Source organism: Pseudomonas sp. SG20052, assembly GCF_031766055.1.
Classification (GTDB): domain Bacteria; phylum Pseudomonadota; class Gammaproteobacteria; order Pseudomonadales; family Pseudomonadaceae; genus Aquipseudomonas; species Aquipseudomonas mandelii.
Genome location: NZ_CP134498.1, coordinates 181,600 through 208,324, shown reverse-complemented (window position 1 = coordinate 208,324; position 26,725 = coordinate 181,600). Strand labels below are relative to the sequence as shown.

Annotated in this window: 17 protein-coding genes; 3 read left to right on the top strand and 14 right to left on the bottom strand. The window is 61.4% G+C overall.

Annotated elements, in window-relative coordinates; translation table 11 throughout:
* Positions 1 to 2: 2 nt before the first annotated feature.
* The 3 genes from RHP74_RS00875 to RHP74_RS00865 all read right to left on the bottom strand — a co-directional run bounded on the left by RHP74_RS00875 (position 3) and on the right by RHP74_RS00865 (position 8,944).
* The gene (locus tag RHP74_RS00875; protein ID WP_311097218.1) at positions 3 to 6,359 is read right to left on the bottom strand and encodes an Ig-like domain-containing protein; all 6,357 of its coding nucleotides are present in this window, start codon (positions 6,357 to 6,359) and stop codon (positions 3 to 5) included.
* 51 nt (positions 6,360 to 6,410) lie between these two features.
* Positions 6,411 to 7,247 (bottom strand): sulfotransferase, encoded by an 837-nt coding sequence (locus tag RHP74_RS00870; RefSeq protein ID WP_010464912.1) that lies wholly within the window; start codon positions 7,245 to 7,247, stop codon positions 6,411 to 6,413.
* A gap of 125 nt (positions 7,248 to 7,372) precedes the next feature.
* Positions 7,373 to 8,944, bottom strand: coding sequence for a glycosyltransferase family 39 protein (locus tag RHP74_RS00865; protein WP_311097216.1), 1,572 nt, complete (start codon positions 8,942 to 8,944; stop codon positions 7,373 to 7,375).
* A 241-nt stretch (positions 8,945 to 9,185) separates the two neighbouring features.
* On the opposite strand from RHP74_RS00865, the gene RHP74_RS00860 reads away from it, so the two are divergent.
* Together RHP74_RS00860 and RHP74_RS00855 are read left to right on the top strand one after the other, a co-directional pair.
* Positions 9,186 to 9,773, top strand: a complete 588-nt coding sequence (locus RHP74_RS00860) for a phage tail protein (RefSeq protein ID WP_154502482.1) — start codon at positions 9,186 to 9,188, stop codon at positions 9,771 to 9,773.
* A gap of 50 nt (positions 9,774 to 9,823) precedes the next feature.
* A complete protein-coding gene (locus RHP74_RS00855) occupies positions 9,824 to 10,135 on the top strand; it encodes a DUF6916 family protein (protein ID WP_010464915.1) in 312 nt (103 codons plus the stop codon).
* 122 nt (positions 10,136 to 10,257) lie between these two features.
* Here RHP74_RS00855 and RHP74_RS00850 read toward each other — a convergent pair whose 3' ends face one another.
* From RHP74_RS00850 to RHP74_RS00835, 4 genes are read right to left on the bottom strand one after another with little or no spacing between them, the layout of a single operon-like run.
* On the bottom strand, positions 10,258 to 10,755 hold the full coding sequence (locus RHP74_RS00850) for a GNAT family N-acetyltransferase (protein WP_311097213.1): 498 nt from the start codon (positions 10,753 to 10,755) through the stop codon (positions 10,258 to 10,260).
* Positions 10,756 to 10,767: 12 nt separating this feature from the next.
* Positions 10,768 to 12,864 (bottom strand): HlyD family efflux transporter periplasmic adaptor subunit, encoded by a 2,097-nt coding sequence (locus RHP74_RS00845; RefSeq protein WP_311097211.1) that lies wholly within the window; start codon positions 12,862 to 12,864, stop codon positions 10,768 to 10,770.
* Entirely contained in the window at positions 12,865 to 14,184 is a 1,320-nt protein-coding gene (locus RHP74_RS00840) for an efflux RND transporter periplasmic adaptor subunit (RefSeq protein WP_288113939.1), read from the bottom strand.
* A complete protein-coding gene (locus tag RHP74_RS00835; RefSeq protein ID WP_010464919.1) occupies positions 14,181 to 14,963 on the bottom strand; it encodes an efflux RND transporter periplasmic adaptor subunit in 783 nt (260 codons plus the stop codon). The genes RHP74_RS00840 and RHP74_RS00835 overlap by 4 nt, the downstream gene beginning before the upstream one ends.
* Positions 14,964 to 15,461: 498 nt before the next feature.
* Between RHP74_RS00835 and RHP74_RS00830 the strand changes: the two genes are divergently transcribed.
* Positions 15,462 to 16,151, top strand: a complete 690-nt coding sequence (locus tag RHP74_RS00830) for an NYN domain-containing protein (RefSeq protein WP_311097209.1) — start codon at positions 15,462 to 15,464, stop codon at positions 16,149 to 16,151.
* On the opposite strand, the gene RHP74_RS00825 is transcribed toward RHP74_RS00830, so the two are convergent.
* From RHP74_RS00825 to RHP74_RS00795, 7 genes are all read right to left on the bottom strand, one after another.
* Positions 16,132 to 17,607, bottom strand: coding sequence for an efflux transporter outer membrane subunit (locus tag RHP74_RS00825; RefSeq protein ID WP_311097207.1), 1,476 nt, complete (start codon positions 17,605 to 17,607; stop codon positions 16,132 to 16,134). The two genes, RHP74_RS00830 and RHP74_RS00825, sit on opposite strands and share 20 nt — an antisense overlap.
* Positions 17,604 to 18,671, bottom strand: a complete 1,068-nt coding sequence (locus RHP74_RS00820) for an HlyD family secretion protein (RefSeq protein WP_311097206.1) — start codon at positions 18,669 to 18,671, stop codon at positions 17,604 to 17,606. Before RHP74_RS00820 ends, RHP74_RS00825 begins: the two co-directional genes overlap by 4 nt.
* 26 nt (positions 18,672 to 18,697) lie before the next feature.
* Positions 18,698 to 20,233 carry an MFS transporter gene (locus RHP74_RS00815; protein WP_311097205.1) on the bottom strand — a complete coding sequence of 512 codons (1,536 nt, stop codon included), beginning with the start codon at positions 20,231 to 20,233 and terminating at the stop codon, positions 18,698 to 18,700.
* Positions 20,234 to 20,453: 220 nt separating this feature from the next.
* On the bottom strand, positions 20,454 to 21,374 hold the full coding sequence (locus tag RHP74_RS00810; RefSeq protein WP_077750398.1) for a LysR family transcriptional regulator: 921 nt from the start codon (positions 21,372 to 21,374) through the stop codon (positions 20,454 to 20,456).
* Between the two features lie 438 nt (positions 21,375 to 21,812).
* Entirely contained in the window at positions 21,813 to 23,180 is a 1,368-nt protein-coding gene (locus RHP74_RS00805; RefSeq protein WP_145309058.1) for an HlyD family type I secretion periplasmic adaptor subunit, read from the bottom strand.
* Positions 23,170 to 25,326: a type I secretion system permease/ATPase gene (locus tag RHP74_RS00800; protein ID WP_010464926.1), complete on the bottom strand. Its 2,157-nt coding sequence runs from the start codon at positions 25,324 to 25,326 to the stop codon at positions 23,170 to 23,172. Before RHP74_RS00800 ends, RHP74_RS00805 begins: the two co-directional genes overlap by 11 nt.
* Before the next feature lie 36 nt (positions 25,327 to 25,362).
* Positions 25,363 to 26,715 carry a TolC family outer membrane protein gene (locus tag RHP74_RS00795; protein WP_010464927.1) on the bottom strand — a complete coding sequence of 451 codons (1,353 nt, stop codon included), beginning with the start codon at positions 26,713 to 26,715 and terminating at the stop codon, positions 25,363 to 25,365.
* Positions 26,716 to 26,725: the final 10 nt, after the last annotated feature.

Sequence of the window (26,725 nt, the reverse complement as noted above, 5' to 3'; positions counted from 1 at the left end):
TTTCAGGCCTGCATTTCGCTGATGCCGACCTGTTTCAACGCTGCGGCCAGGCTGTCGACCTGCCGTTGCTCGGTGTCTTTGAGTTGTTGCAATTGCTGGTTCAGCGTCAGCGCGCCAAACACGCCACGCAGTCCTTGGGAAACATCCGAGTCCTTGATCGAATGACTGCCGAACGAGTTCAGTGAGTCGCGTTCACTGCTGGTGTCCTGATTGAACAGACTCGACAGCGTACTGGTGCTGAATACCCCGCCATCGCCCCCCCCAAAGCCAAGGAAACCGTGACCTGACCCATCGCCGCCACTGTCGCTGCTGCTGAATACCTGGGCGATGAAGCTGCGGGTCAGCGCGCCGCGGTTGATGAAAATGTCCCCCAGCGGCCGGATGCCGTTGCCGATCACCCGGTCTTCGAACAGCGGGGTAAAGGTCAGCGGCGAGCCCAGCGCGCCCGTTGGCGCGGCGAAAATGATCGGTTGCAGCGGCGCGTTCGGTTGCTCAGCAACGGTTACGGGTTGCGAGACGGGGATCACCGGATCGACCGGCACCAACACACTTGGGGTCGATACGGTGTTGATCGCGAAGTTATTCGACTGGCTGGTGCCGCTGCCGGCATTGCCCGAACCGTCACTGACGCCCGCGATGTTCAGGCTGATCACGTTGCTGCCGTTGCTGACATTGTTGGTAGGCGTCAGCATCGCGGTCCAGGTTGTGCCGCCGTCGCTGCTGGACAGGTCGGACAACGTGCCGTTGGCCACATTGATGTCGGACAGGTCGAAACCGCTCACTGCTTCGTTGAACGTGATCGTCACCAGCGACGTCTGTCCGACGCCAATGTTGGGGTTGGCGACCACGACGGTGACGGTCGGCCGTTCACCGTCGATGGCGTAATTGTTGGACACGGCGAAGCTGCTGCCGATGTTGCCTGCCAGGTCGGCGACATTGCTGGTGTCGAGGGCGATGAAGTTGCTCGGGTCGGACATATTCGCGGTGGGCGTGAAGGTCGCGGTCCAGGTCTTGCCGCCGTCACTGCTGGCCAGGTTGCTCAACTCGCCGTTGGTCACGCTCAAATCCGACAAGTCGAAGTCGCTGACCACCTCACTGAAGGTGAAGGTCACGAGCGTGGTCTGGCCAATGCCCAAATGCGAATTGGCGACCACGATGGTGGCGGTCGGGCGCGTTGCATCGAGGGCGTAGTTGTTGGAAATGGCAATCGCGGCACCGGCATTGCCTGCCGCGTCGGCCACGTTGCCGGTGTCGAGCAGGATCAGGTTGGTGGTGTCGTTGATGTTCGCCGTCGGCGTCAGGGTCGCGGTCCAGGTCACGCCGCCGTCGCTGCTGGCCAGGTTGGACAGCACACCGTTGGCCACGCTGAGGTCCGACAAATCGAAACCGGACACCGCTTCGCTGAAGGTGATGGTCACCGTGGTGGTCTCACCAATACCGAGGCGATTGTCCGCGACCACGATGGTGGCGGTCGGCCGCGCCGTGTCGACGGCGTAATTATTGGAATCGGTCACGCCCACGCCGCTGTTGCCTGACGCATTGATCACACCGCTGTTGTCGAGGCTGATCAGGTTGCTGCTGTCCGTCACGTCGACCGTTGGCGTGAAGGTCGCCGTCCAGGTGACGCCGCCGTCGCTGGACGAGACATTGCTCAGCGTGCCGTTGGCGATGGTCAGGTCGGCGTTGCTGAAACCACTCACCGCTTCGCTGAAGGTGATGGTCACGCCTGAAGTTTCACCGGCCTTGAGGGCGTTGTCGGCGATCACGATGGTCGCGGTCGGCACTTGGGTTTCCACCACGTAGTTGGCGGAGTTGGTGGTGCCCGTACCGGCGTTACCGGCCTGGTCTGCGATGCCGGTGTTGTTCAGGGTGATGAGGTTGGTCGCATCGGTCACGCCGAGGGTCGGGGTGAAAGTCGCGGTCCAGGTGATCCCGCCATCGCTGCTGCTCACGGCGCTCAACGTGCCGTTGGCAATGCTCAAGTCGCTGTTATCGAAACCGCTGACCGCCTCGCTGAAGGTGATGGTCACCAGTGAGGTTTCGCCCGGTTTCAGAGTCGTATCACTCAAGACGATGGTGGCGGTCGGGCGCAGGCTGTCGATCACGTAGTTGTTGGAGTCGGTGGTGCCGCTGCCCGCGTTACCGGCCAGGTCGACGATGCCGGTGTTGTCCAGCGTGATGAGGTTAGTCGCATCGTTGACGCTGACGGTCGGCGTGAAGGTTGCCGTCCAGGTGATGCCGCCGTCGCTGCTGCTCACCGCACTCAATGTGCCGTTGGCGATGGTCAGGTCGGCATTGGAGAAACCGCTGACCGCCTCGCTGAACGTGATGGTGACCAGCGAGGTTTGGCCCAGCGCCAGCGTGGTGTCCGCCACCACGATGGTGGCCGTCGGGCGCACGGTATCGATGGCGTAGTTGTTGGAGTTGGTGGTGCCGCTGCCGGCATTGCCCGAACCGTTTTGCACACCGCTGTTGTCCAGCGTGATCAGGTTGGTGGCATCGGTAATGGTGGTGGTCGGCGTGAATGTGGCCGTCCAGGTGATGCCGCCATCACTGCTGCTCACCGCGCTGAGCGTGCCGTTGGCGATAGTCAGGTCGGCGTTGCTGAAACCGGTCACTGCTTCGGAGAAGGTGATGGTCACCAGCGAGGTTTCGCCGATTCTCAGCGCATTGTCGGCGACCACGATAGTCGCCGTCGGCAGCACGGTATCGATCGTGAAATTGCCGGAATTGGTGGTGCCGCTGCCGGTGTTACCGGCAAGGTCGGCCACGCCGGTATTGGCCAAGGTGATGACGTTGGTCAGGTCATTCACGCCAACGGTAGGCGTGAAGGTCGCTGTCCAGGTGATGCCACCGTCGCTGCTGCTCACAGCCGTCAACGTGCCATTGGCAATCGTCAGGTCAGCGTTGGTGAAACCACTGACGGCCTCGGAGAAGGTGATGGTCACCAGCGAGGTTTCGCCCGCGGTCAGGGTGGTATCGGCCAGCACAATCGTGGCCGTCGGACGCACCGTGTCGATGGCGTAGTTATTGGAATCGGTAGTGCCGCTGCCGGCGTTGCCCGCCAGATCCGCGATGCCAGTGTTGTTCAGGGTGACCAGGTTGGTCGTGTCATTGATGCTGGCGCTCGGGGTAAAGGTCGCGGTCCAGGTGATGCCGCCATCGCTGCTGCTCACGGCCGTCAACGTGCCGTTGGCAATCGTCAGGTCGGCGTTGGTGAAGCCGCTGACCGCCTCAGAGAAGGTGATGGTGACCAGCGAGGTCTCACCGATTCTCAATGCGGTGTCCGCCACCACGATGGTTGCCGTTGGCCGCACGGTGTCGATGGCGTAGTTGTTCGAATCGGTAGTGCCGCTGCCGGCGTTGCCCGCCAGGTCGCTGACCCCGGTGTTGTTCAGGGTGATCAGGTTGGTTGTGTCGTTGATGCTGGCGGTCGGCGTGAAGGTCGCCGTCCAGGTAATTCCGCCGTCGCTGCTGCTCACGGCCGTCAATGTGCCGTTGGCGATAGTCAGGTCGGCGTTGGTGAAACCGCTCACCGCCTCGGAGAAGGTGATGGTCACCAGCGAGGTCTCACCGATTCTCAATGCGGTGTCCGCCACCACGATGGTTGCTGTTGGACGCAATGTATCGATGGCGTAGTTGTTGGAATCGGTGGTGCCGCTGCCGGCGTTGCCCGCCAGGTCGCTGACCCCTGTGTTGTTCAGGGTGATCAGGTTGGTTGTGTCATTGACGCTGGCAGTCGGTGTGAAGGTCGCCGTCCAGGTGATGCCGCCGTCACTGCTGCTCACCGCGCTCAGGGTGCCGTTGGCGAGGGTCAGGTCGGCGTTGGTGAAACCGCTGACGGCTTCGCTGAAGGTGATGGTCACCAGCGAGGTTTCGCCGATTTTCAGTGCCGTGTCGGCCACCACGATGGTCGCGGTCGGGCGCACGGTATCGATGGCGTAATTGTTCGAATCGGTGGTGCCGCTGCCGGCGTTGCCGACCAGATCGCTGACCCCGGTGTTATCGAGGGTGATCAGGTTGGTCGCGTCAGTGATGCTGGCGGTTGGCGTGAAGGTGCCCGTCCAGGTGATGCCGCCATCGCTGCTGCTCACGGCCGACAAGGTGCCGTTGGCAATCGTCAGGTCCGCGTTGGTGAAACCTGTCACGGCCTCGCTGAAGGTGAAGGTCACCAGCGATGTTTCGCCGACCTTCAGCGCGGTGTCGGTGAACACGATGCCGACGGTGGGGCGCAAGGTGTCGACCACGTAGTTATTGGAGTTCGTGGTACCGACGCCGGCCGTGCCCAGGCCGTTGCTCACCCCGGTGTTGTCCAGGGTGATGAGGTTGGACGTATCGGAAATGCTCGCGGTCGGCGTGAAGGTGGCCGTCCAGGTGATGCCGCCATCGGCGCTGCTGACGGCGCTCAGGGTGCCATTTGCAATGGTCAGGTCGGCGTTGGTGAAACCGGTCACGGCCTCGGAAAAGGTGATCGTCACCAAAGACGTTTCGCCGATGCTCAGCGTGGTGTCAGCGACCACAATGGTTGCGGTCGGCGGCGGCGCATACGCGGTGTTGAGTACACCTCCGTCGTTGAAGATAGTCGCGACGGAGGTCGGCGAAGTTCCGGTTGTACCTCCACCCTGCGCGGTACCGCCTGCTCCACTGGCCGCGGCATTACCAGCCAGGGCCGCGAAGTTGGAGGCCGTGATCAGCAGCGTGCCTTTGTTCCAGATCGCGCCGACGCCCCGACCGCCGATGCCGCCATTGCTGGCATTGCTGCTTTGGCCACCGCCACCGCCACCGCCACCACCGGCGCCGATGTTGTTGGTGATGGTCGAAGTGCCGATGATGGTAATGGTGCCGCTGCTGGCGTTGTAGATCCCGCCCGCCGCGTTGCCGCCAGCGCCACCGACTTTGTCCCAACCGGCGCCACCGCCCCCGCCGCCAATGGAAATCGTGCCATTGGTGGCCGTCGAGCCGTTACCGCCGTTACTGTAATAGGACACGCCCAGCCCGCCCGCGCCGCCAGTATTGGTGCCACCGCGACCGCCCATGTGGGTCGCGTCATAACCGCCACCGTAGCCGCCGGCATTGGCGCTGCCAGCCTGGCCGCCCAACGTGCCGGTGCCCGGCCCGGCCGAGCCACCATGCCCACCGTTCTGACCGCCCAAACCGCCGCCACCACCACCGCCACCGCCGTAAAAAGCACCCGTGACACCGCCGCCGCCACCGCCGCCGGAAGCGGCATTGGAGGTCACGCTGACGTTGTTAAGGGTCAGGATGCCGGCGTTGAAAATCCCCCCGGCCATTGCCCCTGTGGCACCGTAGCCACCGTTGCCGCCCGTTCCCGCCACCAGGCCACGGGTAATCACCAGGCCATCAAGGGTCACGGTTCTGCCCGCGGCAATTTCAATCACCCGCGTCCGGTACTGACCGTCGAGAATTACGTCAGCCACGCCGTCGTTGTTCAAGTCGCCATCGACGGTGATGTTCTGGTTGATCAGCAGTTCGGACGTCAGCTGCACCGTCATGCTGGCGTTGAAGGTGACGATATCGCCGTTCTGCGCCGAGGCGATGGCGGCACGCAACGAGCCGATACCGGTGTTGCCATTGTTGGTAGCAGTCCAGGTCGCCAGGCCCCACTGATACTCACTCATGGCCGTGGTCGACAGCACGTTGGCGCTTTCGATGTTGCCGGTGACAATTTCCAGGTCCCAGTCGCCGCCGATCCCGGTGCGGTTGCTGGAAGCGGCTACATCACGGCCGGTCAGCTGCGCGAGGGAATCGACAAAACTCAAGCCTCGCTCACCTTCGGCGGTGTAGCAGCCGTAGATCATGATGTCGCCGCCGGCATTCATGTCCTTGCCGATTTCCGCCAGCACCGCACTGCGGGCCGCGACGTTGTCGGCCGACAGATAGCTGTCGCCCAGCCACAGGTCGCCCGCGTTGCCGTGAGCAATGATTTGCACGGAACTGATGCCCTGATGGGTATCCAGATAATCGGCAATCTGTTGCAGACCGTCCCGGCTCGCGTCCAGCTGAACCACTTGAGTGCCGGGTGCCACGCCTTTGAGCAGGCTGTCGGCGTCCTTGACCCGGGAATCGACGAACACCACGCTCTGCCCCGGTACGGCAACGGGTGTTGTAGCCGGCGTGGCATCGGCCTGGCCGTGGGTGTCTTTGCTGGCGACCGGCTGATCATTCACCGGCGCTTTCGCCGCGTCGGCCGTGGGATGGCTTTCAGGCTGGGCGGCATCCGCCACGGTGGCCGCGACCGCGCCGTCGAACAACATCCGCGGCTCCAGGGACATGATCATGGGCGAGGCCAGCGCCCGTGCACCTTCGGTAACCCGCGACTTGCCTTTGCTCCACCACATGCTGCTCACCCGGACTCGAACTTTCGTGACGCGAAAATGAAAATGCCGCGATCAACTGATCGCGGCATCGGCTTTCATGCGAATGACATTGGCGGCGCTGGCTGAGCCATCGAGCCAGAAGGACAATTCTGCGTACTGCTTGAACAAGTCCGGCGGCAAAATCGTTCGCCGCGATTGCAGTTCGACCCTCGGCTTGACCTTGTGCAGGCCCGAAACCCCCAGGGCCTGGTCGAACGCTGGCGCGTCGTAAGCGAGGTGATCAAAGTCATGCTCGAACCAGGGTTCGCCGATGAAGTCGTAGACCAGCCGCATCACCCGATCCGGCGCCTGAGTCAGCAGGTCGTAGTCGACGATCAGCAGCGACTCGGCGTGTTCGCCGTAATAGGCTTCCTTGAGCGCAGCCCAGGCAAATCCCACCAGGCGATTGCGCTGGGCCAGGGTTTCGCAACGGCTGTAGACGGTGTTGCGCTCGATCGCGTCGCCGAACAGTTTGGTGTTTTCAAAGGGGTTGGCGCGGTACAAACGCTCGATGCTGTCCATGACCCAGGCGACATTGCGCACACAGGCAATGACCTTGGCTTGCGGGAACAGGTCGCTGATGGCCGGCAAGCGCGAACTCCATAGCCGGTTGGTGTCGAACACCACCGGTTTGTCGGCCTTGTCGGCGTAGAAGGAGTCGAACAGACCGCGCAATAAGCGTCGGCGCAGATCGGTATCGATCACCGCGCCAAACTCACTGCCGGCGCTGCACTGTTCCAGAACACCTGAAAACAGCGCGCCAACGGGGCTGGTCATGCCGGCGTGGAAACGCGGGTTCTGCAACAGGATTGCAGAAAGCAGGGTCGAGCCTGAACGCGGCAAGCCGGAGATAAAGTGGTACTGCTGCATCCCTTCACCTGATCATCAGTCCTTTATGTATGACGGAGCGTAGACTATGAATGGCCGCACAGCAGTAGTGTTTTGATATCAAATCGAAGCTAAATCATCTGAAAACGATGATTTTTGTTGCGGATTCAATACATCACGAATAAGCGCGCATTGGCGCCTCCTGCCTGCGTTTGGCCAACGCTCCGCCAGCCGGCGGGCAACGGGGCGAACTCGTCCGGCACACCGACAGTGCCGATCAACCACACGCGCCCCGTGCCTTTGGGCAAGGTGCCAAGGCTATCGAGGTAAATGGCCGGGGTCACCAACGTGCCGAAACCATAAGCACTCGGCCGGCTCGACGCACCGCCTGGTAACGGTGGCGTGTACAGCAACGGCTTGGCGTCGGTGCGGTTGTAATAGACGTAGCTGAGGTACCAAAGCATGTCGCTGGTGACGATGCGGTCACCGGCAACGAAGTGCTGGTTGACGTAATTGACCATGACGTTGATCTGGTCGTTGCTACCGACCGTGGCGTTGTTATTCAGGCCCACCAGTTCGACACCGGCAAACAACACCAGCACTGTCATGGCCAACACCCGGGCCCCTGAGTACAGGCGATCAATGGCCAGTGCGGCAATCATTGGCAGGCCGAGGGCGTAGGCAGTGAGGTAACGCTCGATGAACACCGGCGAGACAAACGACACCCCAAACACTACCAGCAACGGCACAACGGTGTAGATCACCACCAGCGCACTGCCCCGAATCACGCTGCGATCCCGCGCCAGCGCCACCCACATCAAGGCCAGCAACGCCAAAGGTAACGTGCTGAAAATCAGGGTCGGCAGGTTCTCGCCATCGTCCTGGATCAGAAACGACCAGATCATCGACGGCAACGAGCCGAACGTGACCGGTGCCTCCCATCCCACATCGCCATTAGCCTTGAGCTGATCCATGTGCTGGACCAGATCGATCAGGCTCGGCACCCAAGGCAAGTACAACAACACAATCGCCACGTTCGCCAGCCACCAGCCGGGGCGTTGAATATGCCGCAAGCGGTAACCTGGTTGCAGGCGGATCACCCCCAGATACAGCCAATGGCAAAGCACGCACAGGGCGGTGAAGTAATGGGTGTAGAACGCCGCAGTCATGAGCAGCACATACGCCACCAGGTAACGCGTGCGCCGGGGGTATCGGATCCAGTAGACCAAGGCAATCGTCGCGCCAATCAGCCATAGGCCCAGCAGTGAGTACATCCGCACTTCCTGGCTGTATCGCACAGCCGTTGGCAGCAGCGCCAACAGCAAACCGGCCAGCAGTGCGGCACGCCGGGTGGCAAGCAAGTCCATCAGCCAGACGCCGAGCCACACCGTGGCGATCCCGGGCAGCGCGCTGAAACTGCGGATCGAAAATATACCGTCGCCGAACAGCTCGACCCAGCCGTGCAGCAGCATGAAATACAGCGGCGGGTGGACATCGTACGCGGCGTGCAGCCAGATCCCGCCGAGCGAAAACTGGCTCATCAGCAGGCTGGAACCTTCGTCGCCCCAGATAGCCGCCGCCGTCAGGTCGTAGAAACGCACCAGCGCGGCCAACGCGAGGATCGGCAACAGCCAATGTTCGCGCACCCACCGAAGCAAGCGCTTGACGCTCGCCCAGGCACCGGGTGTCGCTTGCGGGCCTTGGGTGCCCTCAAGTGGCAATTCTCTGTACGCCTCCATTGCTCCCCTCGGGACTGCCAGTGAAAAAGCGTGAAGCGTGTCATCACTGTAGGTCAGCGTCAGCGCCGTCGTCGATGCTGGCTTTACGACCAACGACATTCGGCAATCATCCGGATCTACTACGCTCTGGCTTGGCGTGACCCAGCCACGGAGATGAATGGAGTCGGCTGATCAGCGCGATCCGCCCGGATAACCGGGCCTTACGTGACGCTTCAGACACTAACCTGAGGGATAAGGAACTATGGAAGTATTCATGGGCACTATTCAGCCTTTCGCCTTTAACTTTGCTCCCAACGGCTGGGCCCTGTGCAACGGCCAGACGCTGGCGGTCCAGCAATACAACGCGCTATTTGCCCTGCTCGGCGTCAACTTCGGCGGCAATGGCTCCACCAACTTCATGCTACCCAACCTGCAAGGCCGAATGCCGGTGTGCATGGGCAACGGGCTGAACCTGACACCACGGGTCATTGGCGAATTCTCCGGGACCGAGAACGTCACCGCGACCATCACCAACCTGCCGAATCACACCCATGCCTTGTCCGGGCTGACGGCCACCACCACCCTGCAACTGGCCAGCCCGGCGAGCAACCCGGTCACCGCTCCAACCGCGACCAACTCGTACATCGGTGCTTCGGGCGGCGGCCCGGGCTCGGCGAGCATCTTCTCTGATGCGCAAGGCGCTGCGGCGGTACCGCTGAAGGGCGTGGCCACTGCCGTGACGGGGGAAATCTCGTCGGCCGGTAACGGTATGCCCATGGAAACGATGAACCCATTCCTGGTGCTCAACTTCAGCATCGCCTTGAACGGGTTGTTCCCTTCTCGCAATTGAGGTCTGGCCGGGGGATACCCATCCCCCGGCCGTTTTTCGGGAGTGACGCCATGTTGCAACAGGTTCAAAGCCAACACTTTCAGACCCTGCTGGGCAAGACAGGCTCGCTGCGGCTGCCGGATGGCAGTGAGTTGTCGATCCATATCGACACGCTTGAAGAAACGCCCCATTCGCGGATGCCAAACAGCGAGCGCGTGCCGTTCAGTGTCGAGTTCAACAGCCTGGAACCCACAGCGTTTGTGGATGGGTTATGCACGCTGGAGTTACCGATGCTGGGTCAGGTGCAGGGCATTTTTGTCTCTCGTGTGCCGGCCATGGGCCGTGATCCGGACATGGGGTATTTCTATATCGCCTTCAACTGAACACACCGAAATCCCATTGTAGGAGTGAGCCTGCTCGCGATGGCGGTGGTTCATTCACATCTATGGTGACTGATACTCCGCCATCGCGAGCAGGCTCGCTCCTACAGGGGGCAGGGGTGGATTCAGCCTTGTGGATACCACACCAACCGCTCCGCCGCCGGGCTGCACTCTTCAACCTGAAACCCCAGCGCCAGGTAATGCTGGCGCGCATGGGGATTGTTGGCCCAGACCACCGTGGCCACCGGGCAACGGATCTGTTGGGCGGCTTGTTGCACACCTTGCAGCACCTTGCGGCCAAAACCCTGGCCGCGGGCCTGTGGAATGAATGCCAGGTACAACACGCGAATTTCATTGGGGCCAAAATCGGTGGTCAGCGCGCCGATGGCTGTGTCGAGCTTTTCAATCACGTAATGCATCGCGTTGGGGAATCGCTCCCCCAATCCCAGTTCCTGCACCTGAAATTGCTGGGCGACCACCTGCTCCACCACATCTCGCTCACCGTCGATCCATTGCAGATCCGGCCGCGCCGCCTGGTAAAGACTGTGCAAAAAAGGCCCATCGCTGGTCCGCGAGGGCCGAACCACCAAGCCATCGGCCGCCACTGATTCGGTATTCGCCATCACCTGCTCTCCTTAGAAACCGCTTTCCCTGACACCCAGCGCCGCCATGCGGCGCCAGGCCACGCCCAACAACGACTCGCCGCTGCCCTGCAACACCACCACGCCGCGCAAGGGTTGCATCGGCGTCGGCGCGGCTTCGAGGGTGCTCAACCGCGCTCCGTATTGTCCCTGCACCGGCTCAGCCCGTTGATGCGCATCCCGGCGCACGGCAATCGGCCCGTGGTGATCGGACGTCAGCGCTTCCTGATCGACATAGGCCGCGCCATTGGTGTCGATTTCGGTCAATCGCACGGCGATCGCCGGGTGCATCGGATCATCGGCAATGAACCGCCCGGTGGCCCCCGGCGCCACGCGCCACAGTTCGGCTTCGGCCAGATAGCCACGCAACCGTGCACCGTCTTCAACGACCCGCGCCAGGGGATCTTTGGTCGACAACCAGCGACCTGCCACCAGTTGCGGCAACAGATCGCGCACGGTGCCGGCGTGGGGCGCGCGCAGCAGCAGACGTTCACGCTGGGCGGCCAGCCCGCGATAGTCGGCCACCGCCTCCGCCAGGCGTTGCTCGATAATCCCGGCGTCGGCGGCGGTTTCGCTGCGACTGGCCTGACGGCGCATCTGCAACTGCTGGATCTGGATTTCACGCCGGACGATGGCCTGGCGCGAGTCCAGGTCCGGCGATTCCAGTTCGATCAGCACCTCGCCCTGGGCAACCACCTGACCGTCATGCACGTTCACCGTTTTGACCCGCGCCGCGACGGGCGCGTGCAACGCACTGGCGCGTCCCGCTTCCAGCATCGTCGGCAGCTCCACCGCACTGCGCCACGGCAAAACCAGCACCAGCACCAGTCCGAGCAAGGCCAGACCGCTGAGCAACACGCGGGGGACATAGGCCTGCTCCCGTCGGCTCCACCATTGCCGCCACTCACTCAAGATCGGCAGGAAGATGAACCAAACCAACTCCACCAGCATCAGGAAAATCCCCAACACCTTGAAGAACAGGTGATAGACCGCCAGCGCGATCCCGAGAAACAACGCCGCACGCCACAGCCACGCGCCATAGCCCCAGATCAGCAATCGACGTTGCATCTTCGGCGACCAGGGCTCCGGCGCCGCAGCCCCATAGCCGAACAAAAACTCGCGCAACCGCCAACGGCACAAGGCAAAGGCTCGCCCTTGAAGGTTGTCCACTTCCCAAAAGTCGCTGAGCAAAAAGTAACCATCAAAGCGCATGAACGGGTTGAGGTTGATCACCAGCGTGGTGATCCAGGTGGCACTGGCGAGCATGAATGCAGCGGTGCGCCCGGGACCGTCCGGCAGCAATGACCAGACCAGCAGTGCAATGCTCGCCAGCAGCAATTCCGCCAGCACACCACCGGCGCCGATCAACAGTCGCGCACGACGATCATTGACCCGCCAGGCATCACTGACGTCGGTGTAAAACATCGGTAGCAACACCATGAACGCCACGCCCATGCTCTGCACCCGACAACCCGCGCGCTTGGCCATGAAGGCGTGGCCGAACTCGTGACAGAGCTTGGCAAAAAACAGCGCCACACCGAACGCCAGAGCGCCGCCGAGACTGAACAGATGCGGGAAGGTGGCGATAAACCGCTGCCAGTCCCGCGACACCAGAAACACCCCGAGCCCCAACGTCACGGGCAACCCGTAGCGCAGCGCCCGCGGGCCGAAGCGCTCGATCCATGGCCAGGCACGATTGAGAAAAGCGTCGGGGCGCCACAGGGGAATGCGGAAAAACAGGTATTGGTGCAGCAGAATCTGCCACAGCGTCTGACGCTGGGCGGCCGCCTTCAGGCTGTAACTGGCGCGCTGTTGCGGGTCGAGTGCGCTGATCAGGTCGTGGCCACGCAAAAAGCCCAGCAACTGCTCAAGCTCCGCGCCATCGAGTGGCAACCCGGGCTCGCGGTTGGCGGCGCGTAACACCTGCTCGGGATCCCCCAACGACCAATGACGCAGCAACCGCATCGCGGCGGCACCGAGTTTGAAATAGCGCCCGCGCACTGGGTCGGCGAGGGTCCAGCGCGGCGAGCCATCGAGGGCCGGAGCCGCCACGGACAATTGCAAGTCGGCCCGCAGGCTCGGCAGGCTCATCTAAAGCCCCACACTCTGGCGCAACCCGGCCAGAGGTCGACGCAGCAGGTACAACGCCAACGGAGCACGGTCGCCGAAAATTTTAGCGGTGCCGCGCAGGCCGATGCGCGGCGGTGCGCCCTCGAAATTCGCATCCAGGCGATAAGCCAGTTGTCCGGCAGCGGTGGGTTGCGCCTCATAGGCCGAGCGTTCGAGTTTCGCCAAGTGCCGCTGCAACGGATCGCTGTCGAGAAACAGCGCGACTTGCGCGCCGGGCTCAAGGGATATCGCGTCGCCCACCGCCAGTTCGATGCGCAACTCGGCCTGGGTCGGGTCAGCGATTTCCATCAGCCGCTCGCCGGTCTGCACCGGCTTGCCGGTCCAGCGCTCCGCATCGGCGAACACCGCGATACCGCCGCGCTCGGCGCGGACTTCACTGCGTTTGAGCAATTCGCGGGCGTAATCCCGTTCGGCGCGTTTTTGCTCGACTCGCGCAGCCAGCAGATCAATCTTCGAGCTGGACTCGGCATCGGCGAACGAGCGTTGGGAATTGGCCTTCAGTTCAGCTTCGGCCACCCCCAAGGCGCGTTCGGCCACATCGGCCTGGGCCTTGAGCGTGGTGCTTTCGAAGCGCAGCAACAGGTCGCCGGCTTTGACCGTCTGATTGGGTTTGACCAGGAATTCGGCAATCACGCCGTCCAAGGGCGCAGCCACCACCCGGCCACCCAATGGAACCACTTCTGCCGGCGCCAGCACCGATTGGCGCACAGGGATCAGCAACCCGAGCAACAGCACCGCGACCAGTGCCACCCGACGTTTTCGGGTCCAGCGCAGCCGCCACGGTTTGCGCGGTTGCAGCGCCAACCAGGCATGGCTGTAAGTGTCGCCCAGTTGCGACAGCAGCACTTGCTCGGAAGGGTTCCACGGCAGGTCCCGCGCCAGCCACAGCCCACCGAATACCTCGCCCTGGTGATCGATCAGCGGCAGCCAAAACACCTGAGCCGCCGAAAGACTTTGCCAATCGGCCTGAATCGATTCGCTGAGGACATTCGCCGGTATCACCCTTGCCTGCTTCAGCACATCGGCCTTGAACAACTGCGCCACGGCCTGCTCGACGAACGCCACGAATGGAGCATTCGGGTCGACGGCACTGACACCCGTCACCGCCTGCACCTTGCCGGCAATCAACAGCGCCGCATGACGAAAACCAAACAGCGCCTGCCCGTCATTGACCAGGCTGTAGGCCAGTTGCGCAGGCGTGCGCGCAGCGCGGGTCAGGCGTTCGAGATCAAGAAACCTGGCGAAGACCTGTTCGGCACCGCTCGCAGCGGGCGCGTTCATTTAAGCTCCGCGAAACGCGCCGTGCCGCTCATGCCGGCCAGCAAACCGTTGGCATTGGGCAGTGTTGCAACCAGCAACAAGGTCTGGCTGCCTTCATCAATTCGAGCGCCGAGGCGTTTGACTGTGGCATCCAGCGCTTGACCGGTTTCATCGGGGACAAAGCTGAAGGTCTGACCGGGCTTGAGCCGGGCCATCCAGCGTGACGGCACCAGCAGATGGATCTCCAGCGTTCGATTGTCTACCACATCCAGCAACGGTGCACCGGCCGCCACGCTTTCATAGCGTTTGACCTTGCGCTCGACGACCTGGCCATCGAACGGCGCCAGCACGCTGCAGCGTTTGACCTGAACCTGATAAACCTGAGACTGCGCCTGCGTCTCGCTGACTTTGGCTTGGGCCCGCGCCACTTCAAAACGCCCGACCGAATTCAACGCCGCCAGCTGTTTGTTGTGGGACAGCTCTTCACCCGCACCACGGTTGGCAGCCTGCGCCGCATTGAGCTGGGCCTGATAAGCGGAACAATCGAAACGCGCCAGCGTATCGCCCTTCTTGAACGACTCGCCCTCACTGAACGGCAGCTCGACAATGCGCCCGGACAACTCACTGGCGAGCACCGCCTGATCCCGGGCACGCAACACGCCCCGGGCCTCGCTGCTGGTTGTCGCATTGCTGCCAGCGGTGCTGTTTTCCAACAACGGATCGTCTGGCGCGGGCGTTTGCGCGTGTACTGCGCAGGTCACAACGGTCAATCCAATAACCCAAACACAAAAACGCCGCATAACCGTATCTCCCTGACGGATGAGCGGAGTCTATGACAGGGTGGGTGGGCGTCAAGTGGATAGATGTCCTTGGATAGAAATGTGCTGTTTCAAAATTGCCTGATTTCTCAGCACGAAAACGTGGGCTTTCCTTCAGTAGCTATCGGTAATAAATCCCACATCAGATTGGGGAACGTACTTTCAATCGATACGGAGAGCAGCGATCGACACTTCAAACCTTTATCGAAATGCAGCACCTCAACACTCTTCCTGTAGCAATTACTAATAACTCAGGCCGATAACGCCTTGACCATCACCAAGGTCGGCGATCAAAACTGACTCGCCGGCGCTGGAAATCCTTCAATCGAGTCAAATGTTGATCAGCCAGTGGGTTGACGTATATGACACACCCGACTTAGGATTCCCCAACTGAACCCCGTACGCAGAGATTAAATTCACTGGCCGTTGGGGTGAAGAAACCGGCTTCGGCCGGTTTTTTCGTTTCAGAGGATTGAGTTTGTGCGAACCGCGTTTTTTGTCGATGGCTACAACGTGTTCTATGGATTACTCGCGGGCACGCCATACAAATGGCTCAATCTGAAAAGTTTGCTGGGCCATGTCGCTTACATCGAGAATCCCCAAAGCTCATTAATCTCGGTTGATTACTTCACCTCATCCGTCAAGCCAGAGCTTGCAACTCGCGGCCGAGCCTCCAAAGAAGCTCAAGACACCTATTTGCGTGCATTAAAAGCAACCAACGTTGCCATTCACTACGGTCGCCATAAGCTTGAGCCCGCGAAAGCACCTCGCTTCATTGACAGAAAAACTGGCGCCTCTCGCCAAGACAAAGTCGACATCTGGAAGCTTGAAGAGAAAGAGACAGATGTCCATATTGCGATCAGTATGTATCGCACAGCCGCAAGACAGTCCAAGTTCCATGCTAATAAACAAATCGAACAGCTAGTCCTGGTATCCAGTGACACAGACATGACTCCAGCCCTGAAAGCAATTCGAGAAGATTTTCCTGACATGAAAGTCGGGGTCATTCTTCCTCACCGTGCCGAGTTAAACCGCCCATCACCAGGTTCTTTGAAGGAGCACTCTCACTGGATGCGGCGTGTCGTCACCTCTGAAGAGTTGCAGGTACACCAATTTCAGGCACGGGTACCGACCCATAAGGCTCCCGCCATCAAACCGGATTACTGGTAACGACACTAGCCAACGGATACACCGACTCCCATCCCCCACCCAACGCCTTATACAAACCCACCATCGCCAGCGACACCCCGGTCGAGCTCTCGACAAACTGTTCCTGTGTCGCCAACAACGCGCCTTGCACTGTCAGTACGTTAACGAAATCCACCACCCCTTCCACATATTGCTGCTGCGCGGTTCGCAGGGCGATCCGGTTTTGGCGGACGGCTTCGGCGAGGCTGTCGCGGCGTAGTTGGCTGGCGTTGTAGGCGCTCAGTTGATCGTCGATTTCATGCCAGGCGCGCAGGACGGTTTGCTGGTAGGCGATGGCGGCTTCCTGTTGCTGGGCCTCGCGTAAGTTCAGGACCCCGCGCAGGCGGCCGCCATCGAACAGCGGCAGGCTGAATTGCGGGCCGATGCCGAACGAGCGCGAGCCCCAGGAGCCGAAATCGCTCAGTTGCACGGCTTGCGAACCGATGTTGCCCGACAGGGTAATCCGCGGATAGAAGTCCCCCTTGGCCACGCCGATGCTCGCAGTAGCGGCGTGCAGTCGGGCTTCGGCCTGACGAATATCCGGGCGGCGTTCAGCCAATTGCGACGGCAGGCCAATGGCGACCTGGCGCGGTGTCGAAGGCACGGGGGCGTCTGTGGATAACTCGGCCTGGAGCGCTTGAGGCGGTTCGCCCATCAACAAGCTCAGGGCGTTGATCAGTTGTGACTGGCGCTGTTCCAGCGCGGGCAGACGCGACTCGATGGCGGCGACTTGGGCAGCCGCTTCGGCGACATCAAGGTCGGTGGCAACGCCGTCGGCCAGACGCAGTTGCGAGAGCTTCAGGCTGTGCCGGGCGACCTCGAGGTTTTGCTCGGTAACGGCCCGCGTGCTCTGCACGCCGCGCAGTTGAATATAGTCCTGAGCGGTTTCGGCGAGCACCGACAGCAGCACCCCACGGCGATCGTTTTCCGCGACTTCCAGGGTCGCATCGGCGGCTTCGGTTTCGCGGCGCACACGGCCCCAGAAATCCAGTTCCCAGGAAGCGGAGAAGCCGGCGTCCCAGAGGTTGAACGCCGAATCACCGTTGTTGCCTGATGGGTCGTTCAGACCTTCTCCGCTGTTGCGTTTGCGCCCGTAGCTGCCGGTGGCGGCGGTATTCGGATAACGGTCGGCCGTGATGACCTGACGCGCCGCACGGCTTTGCTGCAAGCGGCTGCTGGCGAGTTTCAGATCGAGGTTATCGGTCAAGGCGCGCTGGGTCAGGGCCGAGAGTTTTGGGTCGTTGAAGACGTCCCACCAGCGTTCGTTCATGTCGGTGGATACCGCTTCGCTGGCGGCGGCTTTTGATGGTTTTGACCATTCAGTGATTTTTTGGGGTTGAGGCTTCTGGAAGTCGGGGCCGACGGTGCAGGCGGAAAGGCTCATGACCAGCGAGGCGCACAGGGTGAGTTGAGGCCAGTGGCCAACGAAGATCTTCATCGCTGAACCACCTCGGACGCAGTCGCCTCACTGGCCGTATCAATCCTCGCCTCCACCGACATCCCCACCCGCAACCGCTCGGCCAATGCCTGCCCCGGATCCAGAATGATCTTCACCGGAATTCGCTGCACCACCTTGGTGAAGTTGCCGGTGGCATTGTCCGGTTTGATCGACGCAAACGTCACACCGGTCGCCGGCGCGATGCTCTCGACGCGCCCCGTCAGGACCTCGCCTCCGAGGCTGTCGACACGCACTTGCACATCCTGCCCAGGCTTCACGTCGGTCAGTTGGGTTTCCTGGAAATTGGCGACCACGTAAGCCTGTGCCAGCGGCACCACCGCCAGAATCTTGCTGCCCGGCGTTACGTAAGCGCCGACCCGCACAGCCCGCTCGCCCACCATGCCGTCCTGAGGGGCAACGATGCGCGTGTAAGACAACTCGTAGCTGGCCATTTCCAGCGCCGCTTGCGCCCGCTTCAATCCACCGTCGGCCGCGTCGCGCTGAGCGGTGAGGATCTCCACTTGCTTGCGTTCCGCCGCCAGCACCGCCGTGACATTGGCCAACCGCGCGGTGGCCTGATCGATGCGCGTGCGCGCTTGCTGAGCATTCTGCACAGTGCCGGCACCGACCCCGGCGAGGTGGTTGTAGCGGTTCAGTTCATGCTCGGCGAAGGCCATTTCAGCCTTGGCCGACACCACCGTGGCCTGGGCCTGAGCGATCACCGACGTCTGGCGTTCAAGGGTCGCCTTAGCATTTTGCAGTTGCGCCCTGGCCACCAGCGTTTCGGCATCGGCGGCTTGGGCGGCGGCACGCAGGTCGCGGTCATCGATCAACGCCAGCAACTGCCCGGCCTTGACCTGCTGGTTGTCTTCCACCAGCACTTCCTTGATGAAACCCGCCACGCGAGGCACCACCAAGGTGAAGTCCGCCGAGACAAAGGCATCATTGGTGTTCTGCTGGGTGCGCTTACCGAAAACGCCTGGCGCCAGCAGGTAAATCAGCACGCCGACCGCCACCACTGCGGCGACGCCGACAGTCACTTTTTGCTTTGTTTGAGTCGTCATAAAAACCTTCTGTTTCAGTGAAGCATTCATGTCGGTGCACGCGGTGGATAAATCCGCGTCGGCAGCCAGAAAATCAGCAAGATCAACGTCAGCGCGACGCCGGCCATGCACAGATAAAGATCCGATGCCGTCAGCACCACAGCCTGCTCATGCAGCCGATGGGCAAGGCCGGCGCTGTCGCTGTTGGTCAGAGGGGAGTTGCCGAGGTTGTCCACCAGCATGGTCGAATGGAAATGCAGCCGCGACGTGGTCAACGCCTCGATCATCCCGGTGGCGATCACCGCCGCCAAGCCTTTCACGGTGTTGAACCAGGCCGAGGCATACGGGCCTTCCATCGGCGTGATGCTGCCGGTCGAGAGCATCAGCAACGGCAACACCGCCATGGGCTGACCGAAGATTTGCAGCCATTGCAACGCGTAGAAATCGTCGCGAATCCACACCGAGGTGAGCTGCGAACCGCCGATGCATGACAGCGCCAACATGCTCAAGCCGAGCCCCAGCACCCAGCGGCAATCGACCCAACGCAGGTTGCACAGCGCCGCCACCAACGGCAGCGCGATCAACTGCGGCAGGGCCGCCAGCAACATGATCGGCGCGGTCTGAACCGGGCGATAACCCTGGACCTGCGCCAGGTAGCTGGACGGGATGATGATCACTGCCAGCAGCACGACCAACACGCCGGCCAGGGTCAACAAGGCGAACGACAGGTTGCGGATGCCGAGCATCTGCATCTTGAAAAACGGGATCGGCTGCGACCATTCATTGATCAAAAACAGTACCAACAGCAGCAACCCACCGCCGAGCAATCCGCAGATCAGGCTCGACTCGAACCAGTCCAGCCGATTGCCCTGCAGAATGCCGATCACCAGCATGCAAATCGCCGGAAAACCCAGCAACAAGCCGCACCAGTTGAATTGCTTGAAGCGCTCCAGACGCAGCGGATCCTGCGGCAGACCGTAAGCCACGGCAGCCATGGCAATCAGGCACGGTACGATGATTTGCCAGAAGGTCCATTGCCAGCCGACGTACTCGGTCCACAAACCGGCCAGAGGGGTCCCGAGCCCTGGGCCGAAGGTGGCCGTCAGCGCATACCCCGCCAGACCGTATAGCTTCACGTTGGCCGGTAAAAAGCGCAGCGCGACGGTCATCAGCATCGGCGGAAGTGCGCCGCCGGCCAGGCCTTGCAAGGTGCGCATAACCAGCAGGCTTTCGTAGGTCGGAGCGAACGGGCACAACACGCCCAGCAGGGTGAAGGCGCTGATGGCGCAGAGGGTGAAACGCCGCAGCGAGAACGTCACCGCGCACCAGGGCGCGAAGGCCATGGCGGCTACCGAGGTCGCCGTGTAACTGGCAACCAGCCAGGTGCCCTCGTCGTAGCTGATCGCCAATGCGCCGCGAATGTCAGCCAGCGCGACCTTGGTCACCATCTCGTTGAGGCCCGACACCAACACCGCCAGCAATACGCCCACCAGACCGATGATGATCCGCGGGCCGAAGACCGGAGGCGTAACGGCGGCCGGACTGGCCGAGGCGAGAGGTGCCGTGACCGTGAGGGAAGTCATTTGGTGCAAGCTCCGGGGGTTAAATACCGAAGCATTTTAAGAAGTGTGGAACCTGACGAAAATTGACTTATGGGCAGGTTATAAGTGCGCTCTATGCAGCAATACAAAACCCCAGTGGGAGCGAGCCTGCTCGCGATAGCGGTGGTTCAGTCAACCTCTATGTTGAATGTGATGGCCCTATCGCGAGCAGGCTCACTCCCACAGGGGACAGTGTTCAATTTCAGGTGGGTTGTGCGGCCAGCCAGGTCTCGTCACAGCACGCCTTGAGCGTTTCACGCAGCCAGCGATGCGCCGGATCCTTGTCGAAACGCGGGTGCCAGGCCTGGGTCAGCATCAGCGTGGGCAAGGGAACCGGCAGGGTAAACGAGCGCAGCTTCAAGCCCAGGCGCCGCACACTCAACAGCGCCTCCTTGGGCACCGGTAAAATCAGGTTGGAATCCGGCAGCGCAAACATCGCCGCATGGAAACTCGGCGCAATCACCGCCACCCGCCGTTCAAGCCCAAGGGCATTGAGTGCTGTATCGATCGGCCCGCGAGCAATGCCGCGACGGGACATGCTGATGTGAGAGAAACCGGCGAAGCGCTCGGCCGTGATCTCTTCGTCGAACAGTGGATGGTCTTCGCGCACCAGGCCGACGAAATGAGTGGAAAACAGATTCTGCACCTTCACTTCCGGGGTCAGCGGCCGGGTGTTGCTGATGCTCAGGTCGATGCGCCCTTCGCGCAGCGCTTCATCATCGCCATCGCCCTCGGGGACGTAGCGCAGCTCGCAATGCGGCGCCTGGCGGTCGAGGGTGTCAAACAGCTTGCCGCCGTAGACACCGACGAAGAAGTCATTGGCCCGGATGTTGAACCGACGACGCAACGAACCCAAGTCCACCGCATCAGCCGAGCGAAATAGCAACGCGGCCTGCTCGACGACGTCGCGCACTTGCTCGCGGAGCTCCAACGCCTTGGGCGTCGGCACCAGACCACGACCGGCGCGCACCAGAATCGGATCGCCGATGGCCTCGCGGATTCGCGTGAGTGTTCGGCTCATGGCCGCCGGGCTGAGGTTCATCCGCCGCGCGGCACCCACCACACTGCCTTCATCGAGCAAGGCGTCTAGGGCGACCAGAAGGTTCATGTCCGGGAGTTGCATGTTGAGCACTCGTGTCTGGGCTGGATTGATTCAGACGCAATGCTAGCAAACATCCCCAATTATTGTGTTGGCTGGACCGGCCTCATCGCGAGCAGGCTCACTCCTGCAGGGGATCTTCAGTGGACGCAGATTTTGTATTCAACACAAAACCCTGTAGGAGCGAGGCTTGCCCGCGAAGAGGCCAGCTCAGACACTGCAAAACTCAGCGCTGCGTCCCCCAGCGCTTAACAGTCACGCGCTCCAGCGTGTCAAACACCAGGTTCTCCACCAAGAATTGAAATTTGAATACCGTTAATGAATAACGATGTGGCTTTCGGCTTGCGGCGTTTTTGAGGCCGCCTTCGCGGGCAAGCCTCGCTCCTACATGGGATAGCGCGTTCACAAATCCCTGTAGGAGCGAGGCTTGCCCGCGAAGAGGCCATCAGCCCCAACCGAGAACTACCGCTCGTGCAGCGCTTCGGCGCGGGCCCGGATAATCGGCTTGAGCAAATAGCTGAGAACTGTCTTCTTGCCAGTAATGATATCCACCGAAGCCACCATCCCCGGGATGATCAGCAACGGCTTTTCATCTGTCCCCAGGTGACTGCGATCCGTGCGCAGTTTGATGATGTAGTACGTCGTCTTCTTGTCTTCATCGGTGATGGTGTCGGCACCGATCTGCTCAAGCCTGGCCTTCAGCCCACCGTAAATGGTGTAGTCATACGCCGTGAACTTCACCGTCGCTTCCTGGCCCGGGTGCAGGAACGCAATGTCCTGCGGGCGAATCTTCGCTTCCACCAGCAAGGTGTCGTCCAGCGGTACGATTTCCACCAGATCGCTGCCCGGCTGGATCACGCCGCCAATAGTGTTTACCAGCAACTTGTTGACGATGCCGCGCACCGGCGAAGTGACCAGCGTCCGGCTGACCCGGTCTTCCAGAGCCTTGCCGGTGGCCTGGGCCTTGTTCAGGTCGGTGCGGGCCTCGTTGAGTTGGGTCAGGGCTTCGCTGCGGAACTTGCCGCGCGTCTCGTCGATCTTGCGCTGCACTTCCTTGATTGCCGATTCGGCGCGTGGGATTGCCAGCGTTGTGGCGTCCAGTTGCCCACGGGTTTCGACCTCAGCCCGCTTGAGCCGTAAAACTTCGACCGGCGACACCGCGCCCTGAGCCACCAGCGGCTCGGACATGTTGATTTCCTGACGCTGCAACGACAGTCCATTGCGGTACTGCGACTGTTTGGAGGTGAATTCGCGCAGCTCTTGCTGACGCTGGATCAACTGCTCCTGCAAACCACCGATCTCATCGTGCAGTTGCTGACGACGACTGATGTACAGCGACTCTTCGCTGGCGGCCTGACCGGGAACAGCCTTGAGCACATCGGCGGGGAAGTTCAACGGACGGTCATCGACCTCGGCGCTCAAGCGCTCCACGCGCAGCAGCATCGACAGCCGATCGGCTTCGGTCTCGCCCACGTTGGAGGCAAACCGCGTGTCGTCCAGGCGAATCAGCGGCGCACCGGCATCGACAATCTGCCCTTCGGTGACGAATAACTCGGAGACGATACCGCCCTCAAGGTTCTGGATTTTCTGGATCTTCGACGACGGAATCGCCTTGCCGTCGCCCTTGGTGACTTCGTCGATCACCGCGTAATTGGCCCAGAGCATCAGGAATATGAAAAAGCCGATGATCGCCCAGATCGTCAGCCGCACCACACGCGGGGCGTCTTCGATAAGGGCTTTATTGACCTCGGGAAGTGGCTGGCCATGCAGCGACTCGGAGCCTTTGAAGTAACGGCGGATCGAATCCTTGAAACCCGACTTAAGCAACACTGATCTGCCCCTTCTTCAACGCTTCCATCACGGCGGCTTTCGGGCCATCGGCGAGTATTTGTCCACGGTCGATGACGATCAGGCGATCCACCAGGGACAACAGTGAAGCCCGGTGCGTCACGAGCACCACGGTCTTGTTTTCAACCACCGCCGCGAGGCGTTGCTTGAGGCGTTCTTCGCCAGTGTTGTCCATAGCGCTGGTCGGTTCGTCGAGCAGCAGGATCGGCGGGTTGAGCAGCAGCGCACGGGCCAGGGCCACGTTCTGGCGCTGACCGCCGGACAGGTTCTGCCCGCGTTCGCCGACTTGCAGCTCATAGCCTTGCGGGTGCAGGCGGGCAAACTCATGCACGCCGGCCAGCTCGGCGGCTTGCAGGACCATTTCGTCTTCTACATAGCGCGCGCCCGAGACCAGGTTGTCGCGCAGGGTGCCGGCCAGCAGCTGGATGTCCTGCGCGACGTAGCCGATGTTGTGGCGCAATTCGCTGACGTCGATCTGACGAATGTCGACACCGTCCACCAACAGCGCGCCGTCGTCCGGCTGATAGAGCCCCACCAGCAGTTTGGCCAAGGAGCTTTTGCCCGAGCCGCTACGACCGATGATGCCGATCTTCTCGCCCGGCTTGATGATCAGGTTGATGTTTTTCAGCGCCGCGTTCTGTTGATTCGGGTAGGTGAAGTTCATCTGCCGGCATTCGATGGCACCTTGCAGTACCTTGCGGCTCAGCGGGCGCTCTTCGAAGTTGCGTTCTTGCGGCAACTCCATCATCTGGTCCACCGAGACCATGGTCACCCGCGCTTGCTGGTAGCGGGTCAGCAGGCCGGACAACGAAGCCAGCGGGCTGAGCGCGCGGCCACTGAGCATGTAGCAGGCAATCAGACCGCCCATGCTCAAATTGCCGGCAATGATCTGGTACACGCCGAAGACGATCATGATCACCCCGGCCAATTGCTGGATCAGCAAGGTGATGTTCATCGCCAGGCCGGAGAGCATTTTCACCCGAAGTTCGAGGCGGCTGAGCGTGCCGATGGTCTGTTCCCACTGATACTGGCGTTCGCTTTCGGCGTTGTTGACCTTCACCGCATCGAGGCCGGCGAGGGTTTCGATCAGGCTCGACTGACGCTCGGCGCCCAAGGCCATGGTTCGTTCCATGGTCGCCACCAGCGGCTTTTGCAGCGCATAGCCGATCAGCAGGGCAATCGGGAATGCCAGCACCGGAATCCACACCAGGTGCCCGCCGAGAATGGCGATGACCATGAAGATCAGCAGCGTAAACGGTAGATCGATGAGGCTGGTCAGGGTCAGCGAGGCGAGGAAGTCGCGCAGGCTCTGAAACTCATGGATGTTCTGGGCGAAGCTGCCGACCCGGGCCGGGCGGTACTTCATGGCCATGCCGACAATGCGTTCGAACAACGTCGCCGAGATGATCAGGTCGGTTTTCTTCCCGGCCAGGTCCAGGCACAGGCTGCGCAGGCTCTTGAGGATCAGGTCGAACAGATACGCCCCGGTGATGCCGATGGCCAGCACCCACAGCGTCGATTCCGCCTGGTTCGGCACCACGCGGTCGTAGACGTTCATGACAAACAGCGGCGCGGCCATGGCGATGATGTTGATCAGGAAACTGGCGGCGATGGCGTCGGCGTACAGCCAGCGCGAACGCTTGAGGGTGTCGCGGAACCACGAGCGCGCGCGCGGGATCAGCGTGCCGTGATTGACGTCGAATTTGTGCTGGGGTTGGGCGAAGAACACTTTGCCGATGTAGTCGTCGGCCAGCAGTTCGCGGCTGACGAGGCTTTCGCCACCGTCGCTTTCGCTGATCAGCAGGCGGGCCTGGTCTTCACCGTGCCAGCCGAGCAGGACGGCGCTGCGGCCATCCTTGAGCAGCAGCAGCGCCGGCATCGCAATCGCCGGAATTTGCTCCAGCTTGCGCACCAGCACCCGCCCTTGCAGACCGGCGCGAGCGGCGGCGCGGGGCAACAACTCAACGCTCAGACGCTGCTTGGGCAACGGCAGGCCGGTGGTCAGCATCGCGGCGCTGGCCGGTTTCTGATGCAGGGTGCAAAGGGCTAGCAGACCGTCCAGTAACGGATCGTCGTGCAGCGCGCGTGGATCATGAATGAGTTGAACTCTACTGACTTCTGATTCCACGCTCGGCACTCTTGGATAACAGTAAAAAGGGAAGACTCAATTCATCCCGGGTAGCTGGACCCTGGGCTTCACGTCGTTCTGCACAACGGATGCCAACGGTGCGACCACTCCCTGGCTCTTGAGCAACTCGCCCATGGTCGCCTTGATTCGGTATTGAGTAAATAACTGAATGTTCTTGATCTCGGCCAGGCGACGGGAAGCGGTGAACAGTTCGTTTTCACTGTCGAGCAGGTCGAGCAGGGTGCGCTCGCCCAGGCTGAACTGCTTCTGGTACGCGGTGCGCACGCTTGTGCTGTGATCGACATATTGCTGGGCGATCGGCACCTGGGCGTTGGCGTTGTTCAACGCGTTCCAGGCCAGGCCCAACTCTTCGTTCAATACGCGCAGGGCGTTATTGCGGATATCCAGCGCCTGGTTGGACAGGTAGGACTTGGATTCCAGATCCGCCTTGTTGCTGCCGCCGGCATACAGATTGAAGCGCATGCGCAACATGGCCTGCCATTCGTTGCTGTGGCCGTTCTGACCGTCGAGATCGTTGTCGGCGGAGCGACCCAGTTCGGCATCGAAGCGCGGGTAGAAGGACGATTTGGCGGCGTCGTACTGTTTTTCGGCCGCAGCGATGTCGGACTCGGCCGAACGCAGGATCGGGCTGTTTTCCAGCATCTGCGCCCGGGCTTCATTCAGGTTGGCCGGCAACAGCGCGAGGAAATCGGCAGGACGCTCCAATTGATCCGGCATCTGGCCCACGGCACTGAGGAAGTTGGTCTCGGCGTCCGCCAGGTTGGTCTGTTCGGTGATCAGGTTGTTGCGGGCCTGGGCCATACGCGCTTCGGCCTGGTCGAGGTCGGCACCGCTGCCGACGCCGCGCTGGGTGCGCAACTTGATCTGGTCAAAAATGCGTTCATGGCTTTTCAGGTTATCGGTGGCCAGGCGCACGAACTCGCGGCGGGTCAGTACATCCAGATAAACCTGAGCCACGGTCAGCGCGGTACGTTCGGACGTGCCCAACAAGGAATAAGCACGGGAATTAACGGTGGCTTGTTGACGCCCCACTTCACTGGACGTCGCAAAACCGTCAAAAACCATTTGCGACAGACGCAAACTTGACTCGCTGCGGTTCAGGGTTTCCCAGTGATTGTCACTGCCGGCCGCGCGGGTGGTGACGCTGTCAGTGCCTTCGCGACCATAACCGCCCAGCAGATCGACCCGGGGAAGGTATCCACCTTTTGCCGCCTTTAACTGATAATCCGCGGCCAATCGACTATTAACACCTGCCTGGATTTCCGGATGGACATCCAATGCCTGTTGCATGGCCTCCGGAAGTGACTGCGCCTGAACAAAACTGGCGGCTAGAGCGAAGGGTAGAGCCTTGAACAGGTGCAAACGCATGTTGGAATTT